Origin of the sequence: Streptomyces tauricus (genome assembly GCF_014650955.1) — a bacterium.
GTDB classification, from domain to species: Bacteria; Actinomycetota; Actinomycetes; order Streptomycetales; family Streptomycetaceae; genus Streptomyces; species Streptomyces tauricus.
Window position 1 is genome coordinate 340,966 of sequence record NZ_BMVY01000005.1, and the last position, 19,899, is coordinate 360,864.

A 19,899-nucleotide genomic window follows, 5' to 3' on the forward strand; every position below is an offset into this window, starting at 1 on the left:
GCGCGCGGCGAACCGCGCGCCCGCCCTCGCTCGTTATCGTCCCCTTCATGCTGCGTCACTCCGGGGGACGACCCCTGGACTCCCTGTACTCGCCGAACCCCGACCGCCGGGGCCCCCACGAAGTCCGCAAGGCCCGCAAAGCCCGCCTGGCGATGCCGGCGGGCATCGTCGTGCTCACGGTCACACTGCCGCTGGCGGCGGCCTCGGCGGGACCGGTGGGCCGCGAGGCTCCCGCGTCCTCCTCCGCATCCTCACTCTCGTCCGCACGTGCGTCCGCACACTCCCCGGCCGGCGCCGGTCGTGACGCCGGTGCGCGTGATGCCGGTGCGCGTGATGCCGACGCTCGCGGCGCCGATGGCGACCGTGCCGCCGGCCGTCGTGACGCCGACAGTCGTGATGCCGCTGGTTCTGGCTCCGGCGGCGGTCCCGGTTCTGCCGGTTCCGTTTCCGGTTCCGGTTCCGGCAGTCCCGGCTCCGGCGAGGCGGCCGTCTCCGGCCGTGCCGACGGTGGCGCGGCCGAGCGGCACCCCTCGGCTTCGGAGCGCTCCCTGACGCTCGGTGTGGGGCTCGCCACCGCCGCCCGCTGCGGACCCGAACTCACCTCCCCCGACGGCATCGAGGCGCAGACGTGCGTGCTGACGCAAGGGCGCGAGACCTGGGCGCGTACCTACTACCGCAACGCGACCGGCGATGCCCTCACGGCCGTACTGACTCTTCTGGCGCCCGGAGGACACACCGTACGGATGTACTGCGCGGTGGGCGCGGACGACGAGCCGGGGGTGTGCGAGACACCGCGGGAGCGGACGGTCGGCGACGCGTCGGTGTATTCGGCGATCGCTGAGTTCGCCGGGTCCGCGGAAGGTGCCGACGGGCCGCTGCTTCTGCGCTCGGGGAGCAACTCGCCTGTGCAGAACGCGCGTTGAGGACTTCGCCGACGGCGGTCCCGGGTCCGGACATGAAAAGACCCGGTTGCTGGCGACGGGGGATGCACCAGCAACCGGGCTATTGGAACGGTAACAAGAGATCGGCGGTTCGCAAATTCGATCTCGGCTATTCAGACACGGATTCGCTTGTCACGACCGGGAGTTGTGACAGGAGTCACCCGCTTTGCGCACCTGTCGCCCGGCTGGCCGACCGGTCAGCCGGGGCAGGATGTCCGCCGGGCGTCAGCTGAGGGTGACCTGGCGATTGGTGAGGCCGCCGCGGGCCCGGCGCTCGTCCGCGGTGAGCGGTGCGTCCGTGGCCAGCGCGGCGGCGAGCCGCTCGGCGAACTCGGACGCGGGCTTCTCGATGTCCTCGGCCGTGACGCCCGTCGGCAGGTCCCAGACCGGCACGGTCAGGCCGTGAGCACGGAAGGAACCGACCAGACGGGTGCCCTCCCCGAGGCTCGACCGGCCCTCCGCGTGCAGCCGCGCGAGCGCGTCCAGAAGCTGCTCCTCGGGGTGCGGCATGACCCAGCGCAGGTGGTTCTTGTCGGGGGTCTCGCACCAGTACGCGGCGTCGACACCGGCGAGCTTCACCGTCGGGATGGCGGCGGCGTTGGCGCGCTCCAGGGAGGCGGTCACCTCCGTTGCGGCGTTCTGCGCGTCCGGAACCCAGAACTCGAAGCCGGAGTGCACAACTGGCTCGAACGCGCCTTCGGGGTCGAGGAGATCCTGCAGGCGCACTCCGTCGCTCGGGGCGCGGCGGCCCTGTACCGGAGTACCCGGCTCCGCGGTGAGCGCGCGCTGGAGCGTGTCGGCCAGGTCGCGGCTGATGTCACCGGACGCCGTGTCGTTCTGCAGACCGATGAGGACCGAACCGTCCTCGCGGCGCAGGGCCGGCCACGCCATCGGCAGCACCGTCGCGAGGGTGACCGACGGCACGCCCTCCGGAAGGGCTTCCTTCAGGTGCAGCTCGACGGTCGCCGCGGGCACCAGCTCGCGCAGCGCGATCCAGTCGCCCTCGCTCGGCAGGCCCTCGAACGGCCGGTGGACCAGCTCGGTCACGGCGTGCGCGGCGGCGCGTCCGTGACACGCCTTGTAGCGGCGGCCGCTGCCGCAGGGGCAGGGCTCGCGTGCTCCGACAACCGGGACGTGTCCGTCTGCGCCGGCGGCGCGGGCCCCATCCTGCCGCTGCGGCTGCTTGGCCTTGGTCTGGGGTCGCTTCTTGGCCATCGTGGATGTCTCCCGGTTACGGCTCGACTTGTACGGGCGCGAGCCTAGCCGTTCGTACGAGGACCGACGGGACCCTGTGGACAACGTGCCGGGTCGTAGCCGGAGCGGTGTTTCGGTTCGTCCCGGAACCAGCGCTTCCGTCTGCTTCGGCCCGGTCGTCGGCCCGGTTGTCGGTCCGGTTGGGTCAGTCGGTTCGGTCGGGCCAGTCGGTCCAGCGAGATCAGTGAGTCCAGTCAATCCAGCCAGTCCAGCCAGCCCAGCCAGTCCGGTCAGTCCAGAGCGTCGAAGGCGTCCCCGAAGTCCAGGTCGGATATCGCGGACACCGTGGACGCCGCGGACACGGCCGGGGCCGTCACCCGCGCGGTGAAGTCGTTGCGCCGGCGTACGGCACAGGCGTCTTTGTGTACGACCACCCACACCGTGACCTCACCGCGGGCGTCGTCCCTGACGCCCCAGTCGTCAGCCAGCGCCGTGATGATGTTCAGCCCGCGGCCGCCGTGCGCGGTGACCGAGGGCGTGGCCGGAACCGGACGGGTCGGACCACCGCCGTCCGTCACCTCGACGGTGAGTCTGCCGGTCGGTTCGACACGCCACGCGGCCCGGACGTCGCCGTCCCCGGCCAAGGCTTCACCCAGGGGCCTGCCGTGACGGCAGGCGTTGCTCAGTAGTTCGGAAAGGATCAGTACGGCGTCGTCGATGACCGTTTCCGCCACACCGCCGGTGCGCAGTTGATCCCGCATCCGGTGTCTTGCTTCTCCCACGCCCGCAGGGCCATGGGTTACGGCCATGCTCGACGACGTGGGCACCTCTTGTGCCACCATCAACGCCACCCCCGAGACCTCCTTTGCCCCACGCCACGGTGTGGATGCCCTCCTGGGATGGACCGGAAACCGGCCAATGCACGTGCAGTGACGCACTCGTAACGATCGAATACGGAACGAGTGCGCCGGAGCACTCCCTGTAACCGGGTGGCCTGAATTCGACACTGTGGCCGATATCAAACACTCCGTGGGCGGAACGTGTGGGACGTGCGGGGACCGTGGGAGGAGTGGTTTCAGCGCCCCAGCTGGCGCAGCACCGCGCGCGGGCGGTTGGTGATGATGGCGTCGACGCCGAGTCCGAGGCAGAGGTCGACGTCCTCGGAGTCGTTCACCGTCCACACGTGGACCTGGTGCCCGGCCCGCTTCAGGCGCTCGATGTACGCAGGATGACTGCGCACGATCCGCATGGAGGGGCCGGCGATCCGGACTCCCGGGGGCAGCCGTCCGTCGCGCAGCCGGGGCGAGACGAACTGCAGCAGATAGACCGTCGGCATCGTCGGGGACGCCGCGCGGACGCGCTGCAGGGAGCGCGCCGAGAAGCTCATGACGCGTACCGGCGACTCGGCGGGCGAGGACGGCGCGTCCAGACCGAAGCGCTTCAGGAGGACCAGCAGGCGCTCCTCGACCTGGCCGGCCCAGCGTGTGGGGTGTTTCGTCTCGATGGCGAGGCGTACGGGCCGGCCGGCGTCCGCCACGAGTTCGAGCAGACGCTCCAGTGTGAGGACGGACTGCTGCTCCCAGGAGGGGGGCCGCTGCTGCTCCCAGTCGGGCGCCTCGTCGCGGTTCTTCCAGGAGCCGAAGTCCAGGGCGGCGAGATCGGCGAGCTCCAGGGCGGAGACGGCGCCGCGGCCGTTGGAGGTGCGGTTGACGCGGCGGTCGTGGACGCAGACGAGATGCCCGTCCGCGGTCAGCCGTACATCGCACTCAAGGGCGTCGGCCCCGTCCTCGATCGCTTTCTCGTACGCGGCCAGGGTGTGCTCGGGGGCCTCTTCGGAGGCCCCGCGGTGAGCGACGACCTGGGTCGGGTGCTGTCGTGCGTGGGTCACCGCGTCATGGTGCCACCGCGAATGGGTACGCGTGCGGTCGACGGCGCGGGCCATGCAGTGGTTTTGTCAGACCTGTCCTATATAAATGAAGATCTCGGAGTCACAGGTGCCGCTTATGGCGCCCTGACGTCCCGTGGGAAAAGCTGACGGCATACAAAAGCACATGCACAGCTGAATCGTGCCGGTTCCCGAACACGCGTGGCGGAGTCCTGAACACACGCGACCGAACGTGACCGGATGCGAACTTACTGAACAGCCGTGGATCGAGAGGAAGAGCTGTGAGCACCGAGAACGAGGGCACTGCAGTACCCCCGGCCCCGTCTGCACCTCCCGTGCCGGTGGATACTCCCGCTGCTTCCGTGCCCCCGGAGCAGGCGGTATCGCCGGGAGCGGGTCCCGCGGGCCCCGCGGGCCCTCATGAGGGCACGAACCAGCCTCATGGGCCGGGCTCCTTCCAGGGAGACGCGCCGACGGCCACGTTGCCCCCGACGCCTCCCGGGGCGCCCCAGGGCGCCGCGCCGGCTCCGGAGGCAGGCGCCTGGCCGCCTCCGCCCCCGCCGTCGGCCACGCCCGCCTACGCGAACGCGGCCGGCTCCGGCCCGTACGCGAGCGGTGGCGAGGGCGGTTCCGGCCCGTACGGGAGCGGGGGTGCAGGCGGTTCCGGTCCCTACGGAGGCGGCGGCGAAGGCGGCTCCGGCCCTTACGGAGGCGGGGGCGAGAGCAGCTCCGGGGACGTCTGGGGTTCCTCGTACCAGCAGCCCGCTCCCAAGCCGAAGTCCGGCGGACGCGGTGGCCTGGTCGCCGCGGTCCTGGTGGCCGCGTTGATCGCGGGCGGCGTGGGCGGAGGCATCGGCTACTGGGCGGCCGACCGCAACGACGACTCCTCGGGCTCGACGACGGTCTCCTCGTCCGAGAGCGGCGGCGACCTCAAGCGCGACGCGGGCACGGTCGCGAACGTGGCCGCCACGGCGCTGCCGAGCACGGTCACCATCGAGGCCGAGGGCAGCAACGGCGAGGGCGGCACGGGCACCGGCTTCGTCTTCGACAAGCAGGGCCACATCCTCACCAACAACCACGTGGTCGCCGAGGCGGTCGAGAGCGGCAAGCTGTCGGCCACCTTCTCGAACGGCAAGAAGTACGACGCCGAGGTGGTCGGCCACGCTCAGGGTTACGACGTCGCGGTCATCAAGCTCAAGAACGCGCCGGACAACCTCAAGCCGCTGCCGCTCGGCAACTCGGACAAGATCGCGGTCGGCGACTCGACCATCGCGATCGGCGCTCCGTTCGGGCTCTCGAACACGGTGACCACGGGCATCATCAGCGCGAAGAACCGCCCGGTCGCCTCCAGCGACGGCAGTTCCAGCAGCAAGGCCTCGTACATGAGCGCCCTGCAGACCGACGCCTCGATCAACCCGGGCAACTCCGGAGGCCCGCTCCTGGACGCCAAGGGCGCGGTGATCGGCATCAACTCCGCGATCCAGTCCACCAGCGGCGGCCTGGGCGGCACGAGCCAGTCCGGTTCCATCGGCCTGGGCTTCGCGATCCCGATCAACCAGGCGAAGAACGTCGCCCAGCAGCTCATCAAGACCGGCAAGCCCGTCTACCCGGTCATCGGTGCCTCCGTCTCCCTGGAGGAGGGCACGGGCGCGAAGATCACCGAACAGGGCGCCGGCAACTCCGACGCGGTCACGCCGAACGGCCCCGCCGCGAAGGCCGGCCTCAAGCCCGGCGACGTCATCACCAAGCTCGACGACCGGGTGATCGACAGCGGCCCGACCCTCATCGGCGAGATCTGGACCCACCAGCCCGGCGACACCGTCAAGCTCACCTACACCCGCGACGGCAAGCAGCGGACCGCCGAAGTAACCCTGGGCCAGCGCGAGGGCGACAGCTGACCGGTTAGTCTTGTCCCCGCGCCGATCTCTCAGCGGCGCGGGGTGGGTTGCCCGAGCGGCCTAAGGGAACGGTCTTGAAAACCGTCGTCGCAGCGATGTGACCGTGGGTTCAAATCCCACACCCACCGCAGGTGAACGGTCCCTGACCAGGTACATCGGTCGGGGGCCGTTCTCATGGGCGGGCAGCGGAGTTGTGGTGTTCGGGCGGCAGCCGCTTGCGATGGCTTCTGCGGCGGAGGGCGGTGACCAGGACGATGGCGGCGCCGATGCTGATTCCGAGTATCGGGAGAAGGGCGGCCAGCAGCAGCCGGCCTCCGAACGTGAGGAAGCCGCCGGGGCCCCCGATCGCGTACTGGGACGGTTCTTGGGAAGTGCAGGTGACCTTGTACTCGCCTACCCGGGGCACGTCGATGGCATAGAGCGGGTTCCAGGTCTCGTCGCGGGTGAGGTACACGTCGATTCCCGGATCGGTGAGAACGGGCTCGCCCGGGCCGGTGATGCCGCACTCCTGGTCGGGTGACGGGCCTCGGTCCCTGATCCAGATCGCCTTCTCGTGGTGCGGGTCGAGCCGCAGGGTGACGGTGTCGCCGTTCGCGAACTTGTTGCCCGTATCCACCGCTTTGATCGCGTCCTTGAAACGGTGCACTCCGAGGGCAGTACCCGACACGATCAGAACGACGGTGATCGCCGCCGCCGTCGCATACCAGTGACGGCCGGGGCGGAGTTCGCCCGCCGGTATCCGCGGCGGCGGGAAGGGCTGCATCGGCACACCCTAGATCGCCCGCGCTACGGGCGGTGGCTCGTCATGCGGGACGCCGACGTGATGGTCGAGCGGGCCTCGCGTTCGGTGAGGCCCGTGCGGACGGCGGCGTCTACCAGGGCCTCGGTCAGTTGCGGGCCGAAGCCGTTCTCGTAGGCGCGGCAGGCCGCCCAGAACAGGCGGGTGTTGCGCTGCCCCTCGTGCGCGGCGAGGACGAACTGTACGAGGCCCTGGCCCTGCTGGCTCGGCGTCGCGGTCGTCGGGGTGTGGGGGCGGGGCGGCGGCGTCAGGAGGCGCAGCAGCGACGTCGGGCAGGGGGCGGGTGGCAGCTGAGCGGTGCCCGGAGCCGTGCTGTAGACGCCGTGTTCGGTACGGGAGCCGGGGCCGACGAGGTAGCCGCCGGCACCGCGGATGTCGATGCCCGGGGCCAGTCGGCTCGCGGAGTTGGGGACGACGACGTCGGGCGGGCCGCTCAGCCAGAGGTGGCGGCCACCGCTGGGCGTCAGCACGACGACCGTCTCGGGGATCGTGAACAGGTGGCGCAGCGCCAGTTCACGAAGAGCCGCGGACGAGTCCGTACCCGACTTGGTGTCCAGGTCGATGCCGATCAAGTGGTGGGGGTCCAGGCCGCAGGCGATGCCGTAGCCGGTGGCCCAGGGGGCGGCGGCGAAGAGCGCGCGTATGCGGCGGGGGTCGGTCGAGGCGTCGTACACACCGTGGCCGAAGCGGTCGCACTCACCGTGGCAGGGCGGTGCTGCCGGGTCGTCGCGGTGGGGCGAGCGCAGCGCCGGGAGCTTGGTCCGGGACAGCGGGATGACGGCCAGTCCGCGTTCGGCGGCTGACAGGGCGTGAGCGAGGGCCAGCGTCGTGGCCTGCCGGTCGATGGTGGCCATGCCCTCCATGTTCGTACGGGTGTTCGAAAAAAGGAAGGGGCCGGGAGGCGTGAGGAGGGGGCAGAGCTGCGGGGGCGGTGCAGGGTCCGGGCTCCGGTGGCCTGCGAGGGGCGCTGTGGAACCGGCCCGGAGAGATTGGCTGAAAAAGTGACGAAACGCTTCGCCCCTTGCGGTGTATGGGATTGAGCTGCCCGCACTGCCCGCACTGCCCTGAACTGCGGTTTCGGTGGCGCGAAGGGGGTTTATCGACATGTACTCACGCTTGCGAGCGAATAGCGGCTTCCGGGGTGGTTCGCCGGGGATTCGGTGGGCAATTCTGATCTCGCGACGTCGTGAACGACACCGAGGTGGTCGGCCAACTGCCCCGGATCCAGCCGTACTCAGCCGGTCGTGACCGGCCTGTACTTCTCGCTTCCTGGAGGAACAGACATGGCAAGCATCCGTACCGCCCGCGTTCTCGCCGCCGCGGCAGCCCTGCCGCTCGCCGCCGCCCTCTTCTCGGGAGTGGCAGCGGCCGACAACGGCTCTTTCGCGGACAACGGATCGAACGCCGCGGTGGCGACTGTCGGTGGCAGCGGAGTCGGGGGCGACAACTACGGCACCTCGTCCACGACGCAGCAGCAGGCCGTCGGTTCCGGCGCCTCGAACCAGAGCAACACGGCGCAGGTGAACGGTTCCGCGTTCACGGCCATCGACCAGTCGAACGAGACCGTCGCCGTCAACTTCACCCACCTCTGGTGAGCCGGCGGCCGCCGGGGACTGGAGACCCCCGACGGCCGTGTGCCTCCTTGGTGGGGTGCTTTGTGGGGTGGTAACACGTCTGCGCGGCGATGCTTCGGCATCGCCGCGCAGACGTTTGCGCCTGCACTCCTGCCGTGTGCGGTGAGTGTGTCGAATGCGTTGAGTGTGTCGAGTGCGGCGCGTGTGTCGACTGCGTCAACTGCGGTGCGCGACCTTGAACCTTGACAGTGGGATGTATCTGACGGACAGTCAGAAACCCTTGTTCGTACGAGGTCCGGGAGGGCCGTCGTCGTGCATCTCGTCCCCACCGAACGCCAGCGACGCCTACGCGCCGAACTCCGTTCGTACTTCCGGGGACTCATGCCGGACGGACCTCCCTCTGTACCTGCCCCGGCCCCTGCCCCTGCCCCTGCCCCTGCCGGTGCCGGTGCCGGTGTGGCTGCCGGTTCCGGTTTGGACTCCGCGAGGCGACGGGCACTGCTGCGGCGGATCGGCGCCGACGGATGGCTCGGTATCGGCTGGCCGGAGGCCTACGGAGGCCAGGGGCGGGGCGCCGACGAGCAGTTCGTGTTCTTCGACGAGGCCTGCCGGGCGGGCGCCCCGATTTCCATGGTCACGCTGAACACGGTCGGGCCGACGCTCATGAAGTACGGGACCGAAGAGCAGAAGGACTTCTTCCTGCCGCGGATCCTGCGCGGAGAGCTCGTGTTCGCGATCGGATACAGCGAGCCGTCCGCCGGTACGGATCTGGCCTCGCTACGGACTCGGGCCGTGCGGGGCGGCGGCCGTGCCCCAAGCGCTGGTGCCGGGGACGGGGACGGGGACGGGGGCGGCGCCCGCGACGGGGACGGGGACCCTGGCCGTGGGGAGCGCGAAGGGCCAGAGAGGCGCGCGGAACTCGACGAAGGCCCCGGCCCCGGTGATGAGTGGATCGTCGACGGGCAGAAGGTGTTCACCTCCAACGCCCAACACGCCGACTGGATCTGGCTCGCCTGCCGTACGGACCCCGACGCGCCGAAACACAAGGGCATCTCGATCCTGCTGGTCCCCACGGACGCGCCCGGGTTCTCGTGGACACCGATCGAAACAGTGGGCGGGCTGACCACGACGGCCACGTACTACGACGGGATCCGGGTCCCGGTCTCCCGCCTGGTCGGCGAGGAGAACGGCGGCTGGGGGCTCATCACCAACCAGCTGAACCACGAACGGGTCGCACTCGCCGCCATCGGTATGCAGGCCGAGGACTTCTACCTGGCCGCCCTGGCCGCGGCCCGCGTCCCCGATCCGGTGACGGGGCGGCGCAGGGTTGACGAGCCGTGGGTGCGTTCGAGGCTGGCCGAGGTACATGCCCGGCTCGCGGCAACGCGCCTGCTCAACTGGCGTTTGGTGGGCGATGTGGGGGCCGGCCGGCTGGCCCCCGGCGATGCCAGCGGCGTGAAAGTCGTGGGAACCGAATCAGCCGTCGCGGTGTATCGAATGTGTCAGGAAATCGTCGGATCGGACGCGCTGATCCGGTCCGGTTCGCCGGGTGTGTTCGGGGACGGCGAGCTGGAGCGGATGAACAGGGCGGCGCAGATCAACACGTTCGGGGGCGGGGTGAGCGAGGTGCAGCGGGAGATCGTGGCGACGATGCGGCTCGGGATGACGAGGGGGCGGCGGTGAGCGGGAGGGCCGTGCCGGGCGAGACGGCCGCGTCCGGGGAGAGGTCCGCGTCCGGGGCGGGGACGGCGTCCATGGACGTGACCGAGGGGCGAATGGACGTGACCGAGGGGCGATACGAGGACATCCACGCGCGGCTGAAGACGTACGAGGGGCTGACGGCCGTCGGAGGCGTCGGCAAGGACCTGGTCAACGAACCGATGATCCGGCACTGGTGCGAGGCGATGGGGGACACGAATCCGGCGTATGCGGGAGCGGACGCCGTCGCGCCGGCCACCATGCTCCAGGCCTGGACGATGGGGGGACTCTCCGGCCACGGGGGACGCTCGGAGGCGTACGTCGAGATGCTCGGGTTGCTGGACGCCGCCGGGTACACCTCGGTTGTCGCCACCGACTGCGAGCAGGAGTATCTGCGGCCACTTCGGCCGGGGGACCGGATCACCTTCGACTCGGTGATCGAGTCGGTCTCCGAGCGCAAGACGACCAAGCTGGGCACGGGGTACTTCGTCACGACGCGGACGGATGTACGGGCAGGGGGCGAGCCGGCGGGGACGCACCGGTTCCGGATCCTCAAGTACGTACCTGCTGGGCGGCGCCGGAGAGACGGCGCGGCGGGCAGAGCGGCGACAGCAGCCAGGCAGGCGGTGGCGGAGGCCGGTGAGGCCCTGGCACCCAGCAGGGAGGTTTCGACGCCCACGGGGGAAGCCCTGACACCCACCAGGGATGCCTCGGTGTCCACCGGTGAGGCCACGACGGCCTCCCGCCCCAAGCGGCCCCGCCCCGTCGTCAATCGGGACAACGCCGGCTTCTGGGAGGGCGTGTCCCGGCACCAACTGCTCATCCAGCGCTGCGAGAAGTGCGAGACCCTGCGTTTCCCCTGGCTGCCGGGGTGCAACTCCTGCGGCTGCCTGGAGTGGGACACGGTCGAGGCGACCGGCGAGGGGACCGTCTACTCGTACGTGGTGATGCATCACCCGCCCTTCCCGGCCTTCGACCCTCCGTACGCGGTGGGGCTGGTCGAACTCGTCGAGGGCGTCCGGATGATCAGCAATGTGGTGGGGGTGCCGCACGACCGCGTGCGGATCGGGATGCCGGTGCGGCTGGAGTTCGAGCGGGTGGACGAGGAGCTGGAGCTGCCGGTCTTCCGCGCGGTCGAGGGGAGCGGGGGCTGATGGACTTCACGCCGACGGAGGAGCAGACGGCGGCCCGCGATCTGGCCGCGCGGATCTTCGGCGACCTGTCCACGCACGAACGGCTGACTGCCGTGGGGACGTGCAGCGACGGGGAACTGTGGAAGGCGTTGTGCGAGGCGGGGCTGCCGGCCGCCGTCGAGGACATCGGGCTCCTCGGTCTTGTGCTCCTCCTGGAGGAGCAGGGGCGGACGACGGCCCAGGTGCCGTTCGCCGCGAGCTGTGTCTACGGGCTGCTGGCGGTGTCGGCGCACGGCTCGGCGGAACAGCGGGAACGACTGCTGCCGGGGATCGCGGACGGCTCGGTCGTGATGACCGGCGCCCTGTCCGACAGCGCGGTACGGGCCGGTGGGAGCGGCGAGTTGAGTGGGGTGGCCCCCGTGGTGCCGTGGCTCCGCGACGCCACGCATGTGCTGGTCGCCGACGAGGAACACCGGTTGTGGCTCGTACGGACCGCCGACGCCCGCTGTGAGCCCGTCGAGTTGACGGCGCCGTGGTCGGCCGGACGCCTGACCCTGGACGCCACACCGGCCGAACAACTCGGCGGCGTCGACGCGTACGACGACATGTACGGCGAAATGTACGACGACGTGCTGGCCACCGCTCGTACCGCTTTCGCGGGGCTCCAGGCGGGCGTGTGCGCGGGCTCGGTCGCCAGAGCCGTGGCGTACACCAACACCCGCGAGCAGTTCGGACAGCCGCTCGCGGCCAAGCAAGGGGTTCAACTCCGGGCGGCAGACGCGCATATGGACACCGAGGCGATACGGGTCACGGCGTACGAGGCGGCCTGGCGGCGGGACGAAGGGCTGGACTATGCCGCGCACGCGCTGACCGCCGCCTGGTGGGCGTCCGAGGCGGGCCACCGTGTCGTCCACGCGGGGCAGCATCTGCACGGCGGTATGGGGGCCGACCTGGAGCACCCCGTGCATCGGCACTTCCTGTGGGGACGGCAGCTGGACGCGTACCTGGGGTGCGGGAGCGAACTGCTCCAGGAGCTGGGGGAGTCGATCGTGCACGGTGAGGGAGAGGGTGAGGGGGACGCATGACCACCGAGGTCGGGCCGACGCGGGTCGGCGACGTGCTGCCACCGCTGGAGATCGAGATCACCCGCACGCTGGTCGTCGCCGGGGCGATCGCGTCGCGCGACTACCAGGACGTGCACCATGACGCCGAAGCGGCACGACAGAAGGGCTCGCCGGACATCTTCATGAACATCCTGACGACCAACGGGCTGGTCGGGCGCTACATCACGGACCACTTCGGGCCCCGGGCCGTGCTGCGCAGAGTGGCGATCAGACTGGGCGCCCCCAATCACCCGGGCGACACCATGGTGCTGACCGGGGTGGTGGAGGACGTCCGGGGCGACACGGCGACGGTCCGGGTCATCGGCGCCAACAGCCTCGGCAAGCACGTCACGGGCACGGTGACGGTCACGGTGCCGGGGTCGGGGCCGGAGCCGGTGCAGCGGACGACGACGGACACCACCCCGGAGGCGACCGCGATCACCCGGGAGGCGATCGCGCCCAGCCCGGAGGCGACCGCGGCCCTACCGGAGGGCCGGTCATGAGCGTGCGGACGAGGGACAGCCTCGGCGGACGGGCGGCCGTCGTCGGGATAGGGGCGACCGAGTTCTCCAAGGACTCGGGGCGCAGCGAGCTGCGGCTCGCGGTGGAGGCGGTGCGGGCCGCGCTGGACGACGCGGGGCTCACACCGGGCGATGTGGACGGCCTGGTGACGTTCACGATGGACACGAGCCCCGAGATCACCGTCGCCCAGGCGGCCGGCATGGGGGAGCTGTCGTTCTTCTCCCGGATCCACTACGGCGGCGGGGCGGCCTGCGCGACCGTCCAGCAGGCGGCGCTGGCGGTGGCCTCGGGGCTGGCCGAGGTGGTGGTCTGTTACCGGGCTTTCAACGAGCGGTCGGGGCGGAGATTCGGCTCCGGGGTCCAGCGCCGGGTGCCGTCCGCCGAGGGTGCGGCCCTCGGCTGGGCGCTGCCCTTCGGACTGCTCACACCCGCGTCCTGGGTGGCGATGGCGGCCCAGCGCTATCTGCACACGTACGGGCTGACCTCCGAGGCGTTCGGGCGGGTCGCGGTCGTCGACCGGAAGTACGCGGCGACCAACCCGGCGGCGTACTTCCACGGCAGACCGATCTCGCTCGCGGATCATGCGGCGTCCCGCTGGATCGTCGAGCCGTTGCGGCTGCTCGACTGCTGCCAGGAGACCGACGGCGGGCAGGCCCTGGTCGTCACCTCGGTGGAGCGGGCGCGCGACCTGCCGCGTCCGCCGGCCGTGATCGTCGCGGCGGCGCAGGGCGCGGGGCGGGCCCAGGAGCAGATGACCAGCTTCTACCGGGACGATCTGACGGGGCTGCCGGAGATGAGCGTGGTGGCGCGGCAGCTGTGGCGTACGTCGGGGCTGACGCCGGCCGGGATCGACGTCGGGATCCTGTATGACCACTTCACGCCGTTCGTGCTGACCCAGCTGGAGGAGTTCGAGTTCTGCAAGCCGGGTGAGGCGGCGGACTTCGTGGCGGAGGAGCGGCTGCCGTTGAACACACACGGAGGGCAGCTCGGGGAGGCGTATCTGCACGGGATGAACGGAGTGGCGGAAGGGGTCAGGCAACTGCGCGGTTCGTCCGTGAACCAGATACCGGGAGCCCGTCGGGTGCTGGTGACGGCGGGGACGGGTGTTCCGACCTCGGGACTGATCCTGGGTTCGGACGACCGGGGCTGATCCAGGGGTTCGCCCGGTCCCCGGTTCGGACGATCGGGGCTGATTGCGGGGCGGACGGATGAACGTGGCGCGTGTCCGGGCCCGACATCGTGGACGGGGCCGTTGACTCGGCCTATGCGTTGGCTGCGATGTCACAAGATGATCGTCGGATTCGGGTTCGTGCTGCTCCTGCTGGGGCTCACGGCGGCACCACCGGCGGAGGCGGGGTCCTGGTCGCCGGGTGCTGTCGCTCCGGTGGGTTCCCCTGACCGGGAGCCCGGGACCCGGGAGTACGGCGTGAGACCCAAGGCGCTCACGTTCAAGGGGCGGGCGTTCGACACGTGCCGGGCGCCTTCCGCGGACACCATGCGGCGGTGGCGGGCGTCCCCGTACCGGGCGGTGGGTGTCTACTTCGGCGGTCGCGGGCGGGCCTGCCGGTCACAGCCCCATCTGAGCCACCGCTGGATGCGGACGGTGCGGGACCAGGGCTGGCGGGTGCTGCCGCTGTACGTGGGCTCGCAGTCGACCTGTGTGTTCGCACGGCACAAGAAGAACGTACGGATCGGGCGCCATCCCTGGAAGCAGGGGACGGCGGAGGCCCGCGACGCGGTGAAGAGGGCGACGGCGCTCGGTATGCGGCCCGGCAGCCCGCTCTTCCTGGACATGGAGGCCTACGAATACCGGAACAAGAAGTGTGCGCGCACCACGCTCCTGTTCGTACGGGGGTGGAACCGGCAGGTGTCGCGGCAGGGGTATCTGCCGGGGTTCTACAGCAGCGCCGCGTCGGGCGTCCGTCACATGGAGCTGTCGCGGCGGGCCGGTGTGCGGGACCTGCCGGCGGTGGTGTGGTTCGCGCGCTGGGGTGTGAAGAACGGGCTGAACAGCGAGCCCGTGCTCAAGAAGACCGCGTGGGCGCCCGCGCGGCGCATCCACCAGTACGCGGGGAACGTAAAGGAACGGCACGGCGGCCGGACGCTGCTGATCGACCGCAATCTGATGCACGCGCCGGTCGCGCGCATCGGCTGAGTCGCCGGAGTGACGTCCGGGGCTGCTCTGGTGCGCGGTCGTACTACTCCGGCATCACGCCCGGGTGCGGGCTACTGCGCTGGGAGTGCGCGGGGGCCCGTCTCTCAGGGGCGAACCCTCAGGGGTCCTGAGCCTCGTGTCCACCTTCAGGAGGTGGGGCCTGCCCCCCTCCTACAACCTGAGGCGGACAAGGCTTCGGGACCTGCGGCCGATCCGCTGGAGTAGGGGGCGATCCTAGCGTGGAGCCATGACCACATCCGTCTGCACCAGCGCTTCGAACGTGGCGACGCGGACCCATGCGTACCCGTCGTTCTCCTCGTACGTAAGGGCTCGCCAACCTGTGTTGCTGCGCACCGCGCGCTCGCTGACCGCGAACCCGTGCGACGCGGAGGACCTGCTGCAGACCGCCCTCACCAAGACGTATGTCGCCTGGGAGCGGATCGAGGACCACCGGGCGCTCGACGGCTATGTGCGCCGGGCGCTGCTGAACACGCGGACGTCGCAGTGGCGGAAGCGGAAGGTCGACGAGTTCGCGTGCGACGAACTGCCGGAGCCGCAGGCTCCGCCGGCCGGGGACCCGGCGGAGCAGCAGGCACTGCACGACGCGATGTGGCGCGCGATCATGAAGTTGCCCGCGCGGCAGCGGGCCATGGTCGTCCTGCGGTACTACGAGGACCTGAGCGAGGCGCAGACGGCGGAGGTGCTGGGCGTGTCGATCGGGACGGTCAAGTCGGCCGTGTCGCGTGCGCTGGGCAAGCTCCGTGAGGACCCTGAGCTGGGCCCCGTGCGCTGAGCGGCGCGGTGGAAGCACAGCGGGCGGGACCGGGCAAGCAATCCGTGCCGTGACGTGATCGATCACCCCGTAGTAGTGACATACCGCGCGGTATGTGAGCAGAATCAGCCCAACCCTTACTACCGCGTAGGCAATGTCGCCCCCGGGAGGACGCCGTGCTGAGCACGATGCAGGACGTACCGCTGCTGATCTCTAGGATCCTGACACACGGGTCGACGATCCACGGGTCATCTCAGGTGATCACCTGGACCGGTGAGGCCGAGCCGCACCGGCGGTCGTTCGCCGAGATCGGGGCACGGACGGCACAGCTGGCGCACGCCCTGCGCGACGACCTCGGAGTGCGGGACGACGACCGGGTCGCGACGCTGATGTGGAACAACGCCGAGCACGTCGAGGCGTATTACGCGATCCCGGCCATGGGCGCGATCCTCCACACATTGAATCTCCGGCTGCCTCCTGAGCAGCTCGTCTGGATCGTCAACCACGCCGCCGACCGGGTCATCGTGGCCAACGGTTCGCTGCTCCCGCTGCTCGCGCCGCTGCTCCCGCACCTCAAGTCGGTCGAGCACGTGGTCGTCTCCGGTCCAGGTGACCGCTCGCTGCTCGACGGGGCGACCGTCCAGGTGCACGAGTACGAGGAGCTGATCGCGGGCAAGCCGGACAGCTACGACTGGCCTGCGCTGGACGAACGCCAGGCCGCGGCCATGTGCTACACCTCCGGTACGACCGGCGACCCCAAGGGTGTCATCTACTCGCACCGCTCCATCTACCTGCACTCGATGCAGGTCAACATGACGCAGTCCATGGGGCTCACCGACGGGGACACGTCCCTCGTCGTGGTTCCGCAGTTCCATGTGAACGCCTGGGGTCTGCCGCACGCGATGTTCATGACCGGCGTGAACGTGCTGATGCCGGACCGTTTCCTGCAGCCCGCACCGCTCGCCGAGATGATCGAGCGCGAGCGTCCGACGCACGCGGCCGCCGTACCCACCATCTGGCAGGGCCTGCTCGCGGAGCTCAAGGGCAAGCCGCGTGACGTGAGTTCGCTGACCCAGGTCACCATCGGCGGCTCCGCCTGTCCGCCCGCCCTCATGACGGCGTTCGACGAGCTGGGCATGCGCGTCTGTCACGCCTGGGGCATGACGGAGACCTCACCGCTCGGCACGATCGCCCGGCCGCCGGCCCAGGTGGAGGTGGGCTCGGACGAGGAGTTCGCGTACCGGCTCACCCAGGGCCGTTTCCCCGCCGGTGTCGAGCCCCGGCTGACCGGTCCTGGCGGCGAGCGGCTGCCCTGGGACGGCGAGTCCGCAGGTGAGCTGGAAGTGCGCGGCCCCTGGATCGCGGGCGCGTACTACGGCGGTCAGGGCGCCGAAGTCCTGCGCCCCGACGACAAGTTCAGCGAGGACGGCTGGCTCAAGACCGGCGACGTCGGCACGATCAGCCCCGACGGCTTCCTGACCCTCACCGACCGCGCCAAGGACGTCATCAAGTCCGGCGGCGAATGGATCTCCTCGGTCGACCTGGAGAACGCCCTCATGGCCCACCCCGAGGTCGCCGAGGCGGCGGTCGTCGCCGTCCCGGACGACAAGTGGGGCGAACGCCCGCTCGCCACCGTCGTGCTGAAGGAAGGCGCCAGCGCCGACTTCGACACCCTGCGGTCCTTCCTCGCCGACGAGGGCAAGATCGCCAAGTGGCAGCTTCCCGAGCGCTGGACGATCATCGCGTCGGTGCCGAAGACGAGCGTCGGCAAGTTCGACAAGAAGGTGCTGCGCAGGCAGTACGCGGCGGGCGAGCTGGACGTCACCCAGCTCTGACAGCTCTGACAGCCCGACAGCCGGAGAGCTTGATAGCCAGAGCAGGCGATATAGGCGGGTTGGGGCGTTGTTTCACGTGAAACAACGCCCCAACCCGTTTGTGCGTACGCCTGGTTGAGCCGACGCTCAGTTCGTGCCGACGCTCAGTTCGTGCCGATGCGAGCCAGCAGATCCACGATTCGGTCCTGTACCTCGGCGCTTGTCGAGCGCTCGGCCAGGAACAGCACCGTCTCCCCCGCGGCCAGCCTCGGCAGTTCGCTCGGGTCGACGGCCGCGGTGTAGACGACCAGCGGGGTGCGGTTGAGCTGGCCGTTCGCGCGCAGCCAGTCGACGATCCCGGCGCGTCGGCGGCGTACCTGCATCAGGTCCATCACCACCAGGTTCGGCCGCATCTGCCCGGCCAGCGTGACGGCGTCCTCGTCGGACGAGGCCCGCGCGACCTGCATGCCGCGCCGCTCCAGCGTCGAGGTCAGCGCGAGCGCGATCTCGGCGTGCTCCTCGATGAGGAGGACACGCGGCGGATGCTGCTCGCTGTCGCGCGGCGCCAACGCCTTGAGGAGTACGGCGGGGTCGGCTCCGTACGCCGCCTCACGTGTGGCCTGACCGAGACCGGCCGTCACCAGGACCGGCACCTCGGCGGCGACGGCGGCCTGGCGCAGCGACTGGAGGGCCGTGCGCGTGATCGGGCCGGTGAGCGGGTCGACGAACAGAGCGGCCGGGAAGGCGGCGATCTGCGCGTCGACCTCTTCGCGTGAGTGCACGATGACGGGCCGGTAGCCGCGGTCGCTCAGTGCCTGCTGTGTGGTGATGTCCGGCGCGGGCCAGACCAGCAGCCGGCGCGGGTTGTCCAGCGGCTCCGGGGGCAGCTCGTCGTCCATCGGCTGCGGGTGGGGCTGGTTCGCGACCTCCACCGCACCGCCGGGACCGTCGAGCGGCTCGGGGCCTTCGTCGGCGTTCTGGTCCGGTGCTCCTATGGCGTACGAACGGCCGGTGCCCTCGGTGGCGTGGGCGAGCCGGGACTGCTGGCCGCCGGCGCCCGGGTGCGAGCGCGCCGCCGTGTCCGTCTGCTCGGCCACGGGATCGGGCCGCGTGCCGAGCTTGCGGCGCCGCCCGGAGCCGTTGGTCGCGTGCGGGGGAGGCGTCGGTGCCTGCGGCTGCGGCGCGGCTCCCCCCTGCGCCACGGGCTGCGCCTGAGCCTGTGCTTGGGCCTGCGGCTGTGCGGGGGCCTGGGGGGCGGGCGCCGCCGTCCGGCCGGGCTGCTTGGCCTGCTGGGCGTCGATCATGCGGCGGCCGAACGGGACACCCTGCCCGAGCGTGCGGACGCTGATCGCCCGGCCCTGCGTCGAGTTGGGGTCGATGGGAGGCGCCGCCGCCTCCGCGGGGAGGGGCTGCGCGACGCGCGGCTGTTCCGGGGCCGCCGCGGGCTCAGGAGCGGCCGACGTATCGGCCGTGCCCGGCCACGGCTGCGACGCGGCGGCGGCATCCGGCTGTACGGGTACTCCGGCGCCGGAGGTGTCGGCCGCGCCGGGCCAGGGCTGAGGGGGCGCGGTCGGGTCCGCGTTCGGGATCCCGGCCGCGGGCGTCTGCTGTTGCGGTTGCGGCTGGGCGGGACCCGCCACCGGGGTGCCTACCGGGGTGCCTTGGGCAGGCGTGCCGGGCGCTGGGACTCCGGCATGCCCCGGGACGCCCTCGGCCGGCACGCCTGCCACCAGTCCGGCGAGGCCGGCCGGGGAGACCTGACCGGGGGCGGCCTGCGGCGGCAGGGCCTGACCGGGGAGGGGCCCGGCCTGCGGCGGGAGGGCCTGCCCGGGGGCGACCGGCTGGGGGACGCCCTGCGGGGGCACGGCCTGCCCCATGGCGGGAACGGCCGAAGGGGCGCCGTGCTGCGGGTTGCCCTGAGCGGGTACGGATACGGACGCGGGTGCGGGCTGCCCGGGAACGGCCTGGCCGGGGACGGGTTGAGCGGGCGCGCCCTCCGCCGGAACGGCTTGCGCGGGAGGCAGATGGCCCGGCATCGGCTGCTGCCCGGAAACCCCGGCCGCCCCATCCGGCGTCACATTGCCAGCGCCCGCACCCGCGCCCGCGCCTGTGCCCGCGTTGACGGCGGCTGCCTCGCCCGCGGCCTGCCGAGCCCGGCGGCGTCCGCTGGGCGCCTGCACCGGATGCGGCTGGGGCGGAGTGTGATCGTCGGCAGGATCGCGCAGGGCAACGTCATGGCGTCCGCCGCCGGCCGGTGCCTGACCGTGGCCATGGCCCTCGGTGAACTGCGCCGCGTAGTCGGGAGAGCGGTCCGCCTCGGCGGGCGGCAGCGCGAACACCGCGCGAGGCCCCGCCTCCTGAGCCGCCGCGCGCTCCGCCGCGGCGGCCAGCGCACGCCGACGCCGCCCGGT

General features: G+C 71.1%; 17 protein-coding genes and 1 tRNA gene. 12 read left to right on the top strand and 6 right to left on the bottom strand.

Annotated features, from left to right (window positions below):
• Positions 1–47 precede the first annotated feature (47 nt).
• Positions 48–923, top strand: coding sequence for a hypothetical protein (locus IE278_RS12020; RefSeq protein WP_373311975.1), 876 nt, complete (start codon positions 48–50; stop codon positions 921–923).
• 243 nt (positions 924–1,166) lie between these two features.
• On the opposite strand, the gene IE278_RS12025 is transcribed toward IE278_RS12020, so the two are convergent.
• The 3 genes from IE278_RS12025 to IE278_RS12035 form a co-directional block, all read right to left on the bottom strand.
• On the bottom strand, positions 1,167–2,156 hold the full coding sequence (locus IE278_RS12025; RefSeq protein WP_189771491.1) for a DUF5926 family protein: 990 nt from the start codon (positions 2,154–2,156) through the stop codon (positions 1,167–1,169).
• A gap of 269 nt (positions 2,157–2,425) precedes the next feature.
• Entirely contained in the window at positions 2,426–3,073 is a 648-nt protein-coding gene (locus tag IE278_RS12030; RefSeq protein ID WP_189771493.1) for an ATP-binding protein, read from the bottom strand.
• 137 nt (positions 3,074–3,210) lie between these two features.
• Positions 3,211–4,023 (bottom strand): glycerophosphodiester phosphodiesterase, encoded by an 813-nt coding sequence (locus tag IE278_RS12035; protein WP_189771495.1) that lies wholly within the window; start codon positions 4,021–4,023, stop codon positions 3,211–3,213.
• A 278-nt stretch (positions 4,024–4,301) separates the two neighbouring features.
• Between IE278_RS12035 and IE278_RS12040 the strand changes: the two genes are divergently transcribed.
• Together IE278_RS12040 and IE278_RS12045 are read left to right on the top strand one after the other, a co-directional pair.
• Complete coding sequence (locus IE278_RS12040) at positions 4,302–5,918, top strand: S1C family serine protease (RefSeq protein WP_189771497.1); 1,617 nt, start codon at positions 4,302–4,304, stop codon at positions 5,916–5,918.
• A gap of 41 nt (positions 5,919–5,959) precedes the next feature.
• Positions 5,960–6,046 (top strand) — tRNA-Ser (locus tag IE278_RS12045).
• Between the two features lie 44 nt (positions 6,047–6,090).
• Here the strand turns inward: IE278_RS12045 and IE278_RS12050 are convergent.
• Both IE278_RS12050 and IE278_RS12055 read right to left on the bottom strand, forming a co-directional pair.
• Positions 6,091–6,681, bottom strand: coding sequence for a hypothetical protein (locus IE278_RS12050; RefSeq protein WP_189771500.1), 591 nt, complete (start codon positions 6,679–6,681; stop codon positions 6,091–6,093).
• 23 nt (positions 6,682–6,704) lie between these two features.
• Positions 6,705–7,571 carry a bifunctional DNA primase/polymerase gene (locus IE278_RS12055; RefSeq protein WP_189771502.1) on the bottom strand — a complete coding sequence of 289 codons (867 nt, stop codon included), beginning with the start codon at positions 7,569–7,571 and terminating at the stop codon, positions 6,705–6,707.
• Positions 7,572–8,000: 429 nt separating this feature from the next.
• Between IE278_RS12055 and IE278_RS12060 the strand changes: the two genes are divergently transcribed.
• The 9 genes from IE278_RS12060 (at position 8,001) to IE278_RS12100 (ending at position 17,509) form a co-directional block, all read left to right on the top strand.
• Positions 8,001–8,312: a hypothetical protein gene (locus IE278_RS12060; RefSeq protein ID WP_189771505.1), complete on the top strand. Its 312-nt coding sequence runs from the start codon at positions 8,001–8,003 to the stop codon at positions 8,310–8,312.
• Between the two features lie 291 nt (positions 8,313–8,603).
• Entirely contained in the window at positions 8,604–9,974 is a 1,371-nt protein-coding gene (locus IE278_RS12065; RefSeq protein ID WP_189771507.1) for an acyl-CoA dehydrogenase family protein, read from the top strand.
• A gap of 71 nt (positions 9,975–10,045) precedes the next feature.
• A complete protein-coding gene (locus IE278_RS12070; RefSeq protein ID WP_373311980.1) occupies positions 10,046–11,143 on the top strand; it encodes a bifunctional MaoC family dehydratase N-terminal/OB-fold nucleic acid binding domain-containing protein in 1,098 nt (365 codons plus the stop codon).
• A complete protein-coding gene (locus tag IE278_RS12075) occupies positions 11,143–12,207 on the top strand; it encodes an acyl-CoA dehydrogenase family protein (protein ID WP_189771509.1) in 1,065 nt (354 codons plus the stop codon). The genes IE278_RS12070 and IE278_RS12075 overlap by 1 nt, the downstream gene beginning before the upstream one ends.
• A complete protein-coding gene (locus IE278_RS12080; protein ID WP_246570260.1) occupies positions 12,204–12,728 on the top strand; it encodes a MaoC family dehydratase in 525 nt (174 codons plus the stop codon). Before IE278_RS12075 ends, IE278_RS12080 begins: the two co-directional genes overlap by 4 nt.
• The gene (locus IE278_RS12085; RefSeq protein ID WP_189771511.1) at positions 12,725–13,897 is read left to right on the top strand and encodes a lipid-transfer protein; all 1,173 of its coding nucleotides are present in this window, start codon (positions 12,725–12,727) and stop codon (positions 13,895–13,897) included. Before IE278_RS12080 ends, IE278_RS12085 begins: the two co-directional genes overlap by 4 nt.
• A 138-nt stretch (positions 13,898–14,035) precedes the next feature.
• A complete protein-coding gene (locus IE278_RS12090; protein WP_189771565.1) occupies positions 14,036–14,902 on the top strand; it encodes a DUF1906 domain-containing protein in 867 nt (288 codons plus the stop codon).
• Between the two features lie 247 nt (positions 14,903–15,149).
• Positions 15,150–15,695 carry a SigE family RNA polymerase sigma factor gene (locus tag IE278_RS12095; RefSeq protein WP_189771513.1) on the top strand — a complete coding sequence of 182 codons (546 nt, stop codon included), beginning with the start codon at positions 15,150–15,152 and terminating at the stop codon, positions 15,693–15,695.
• A gap of 167 nt (positions 15,696–15,862) precedes the next feature.
• Positions 15,863–17,509, top strand: a complete 1,647-nt coding sequence (locus tag IE278_RS12100) for a long-chain fatty acid--CoA ligase (RefSeq protein WP_189771566.1) — start codon at positions 15,863–15,865, stop codon at positions 17,507–17,509.
• 143 nt (positions 17,510–17,652) lie between these two features.
• Here the strand turns inward: IE278_RS12100 and IE278_RS12105 are convergent.
• On the bottom strand, positions 17,653–19,899 hold a 2,247-nt coding region (locus tag IE278_RS12105; RefSeq protein ID WP_506417398.1), incomplete at its 5' end, for a response regulator.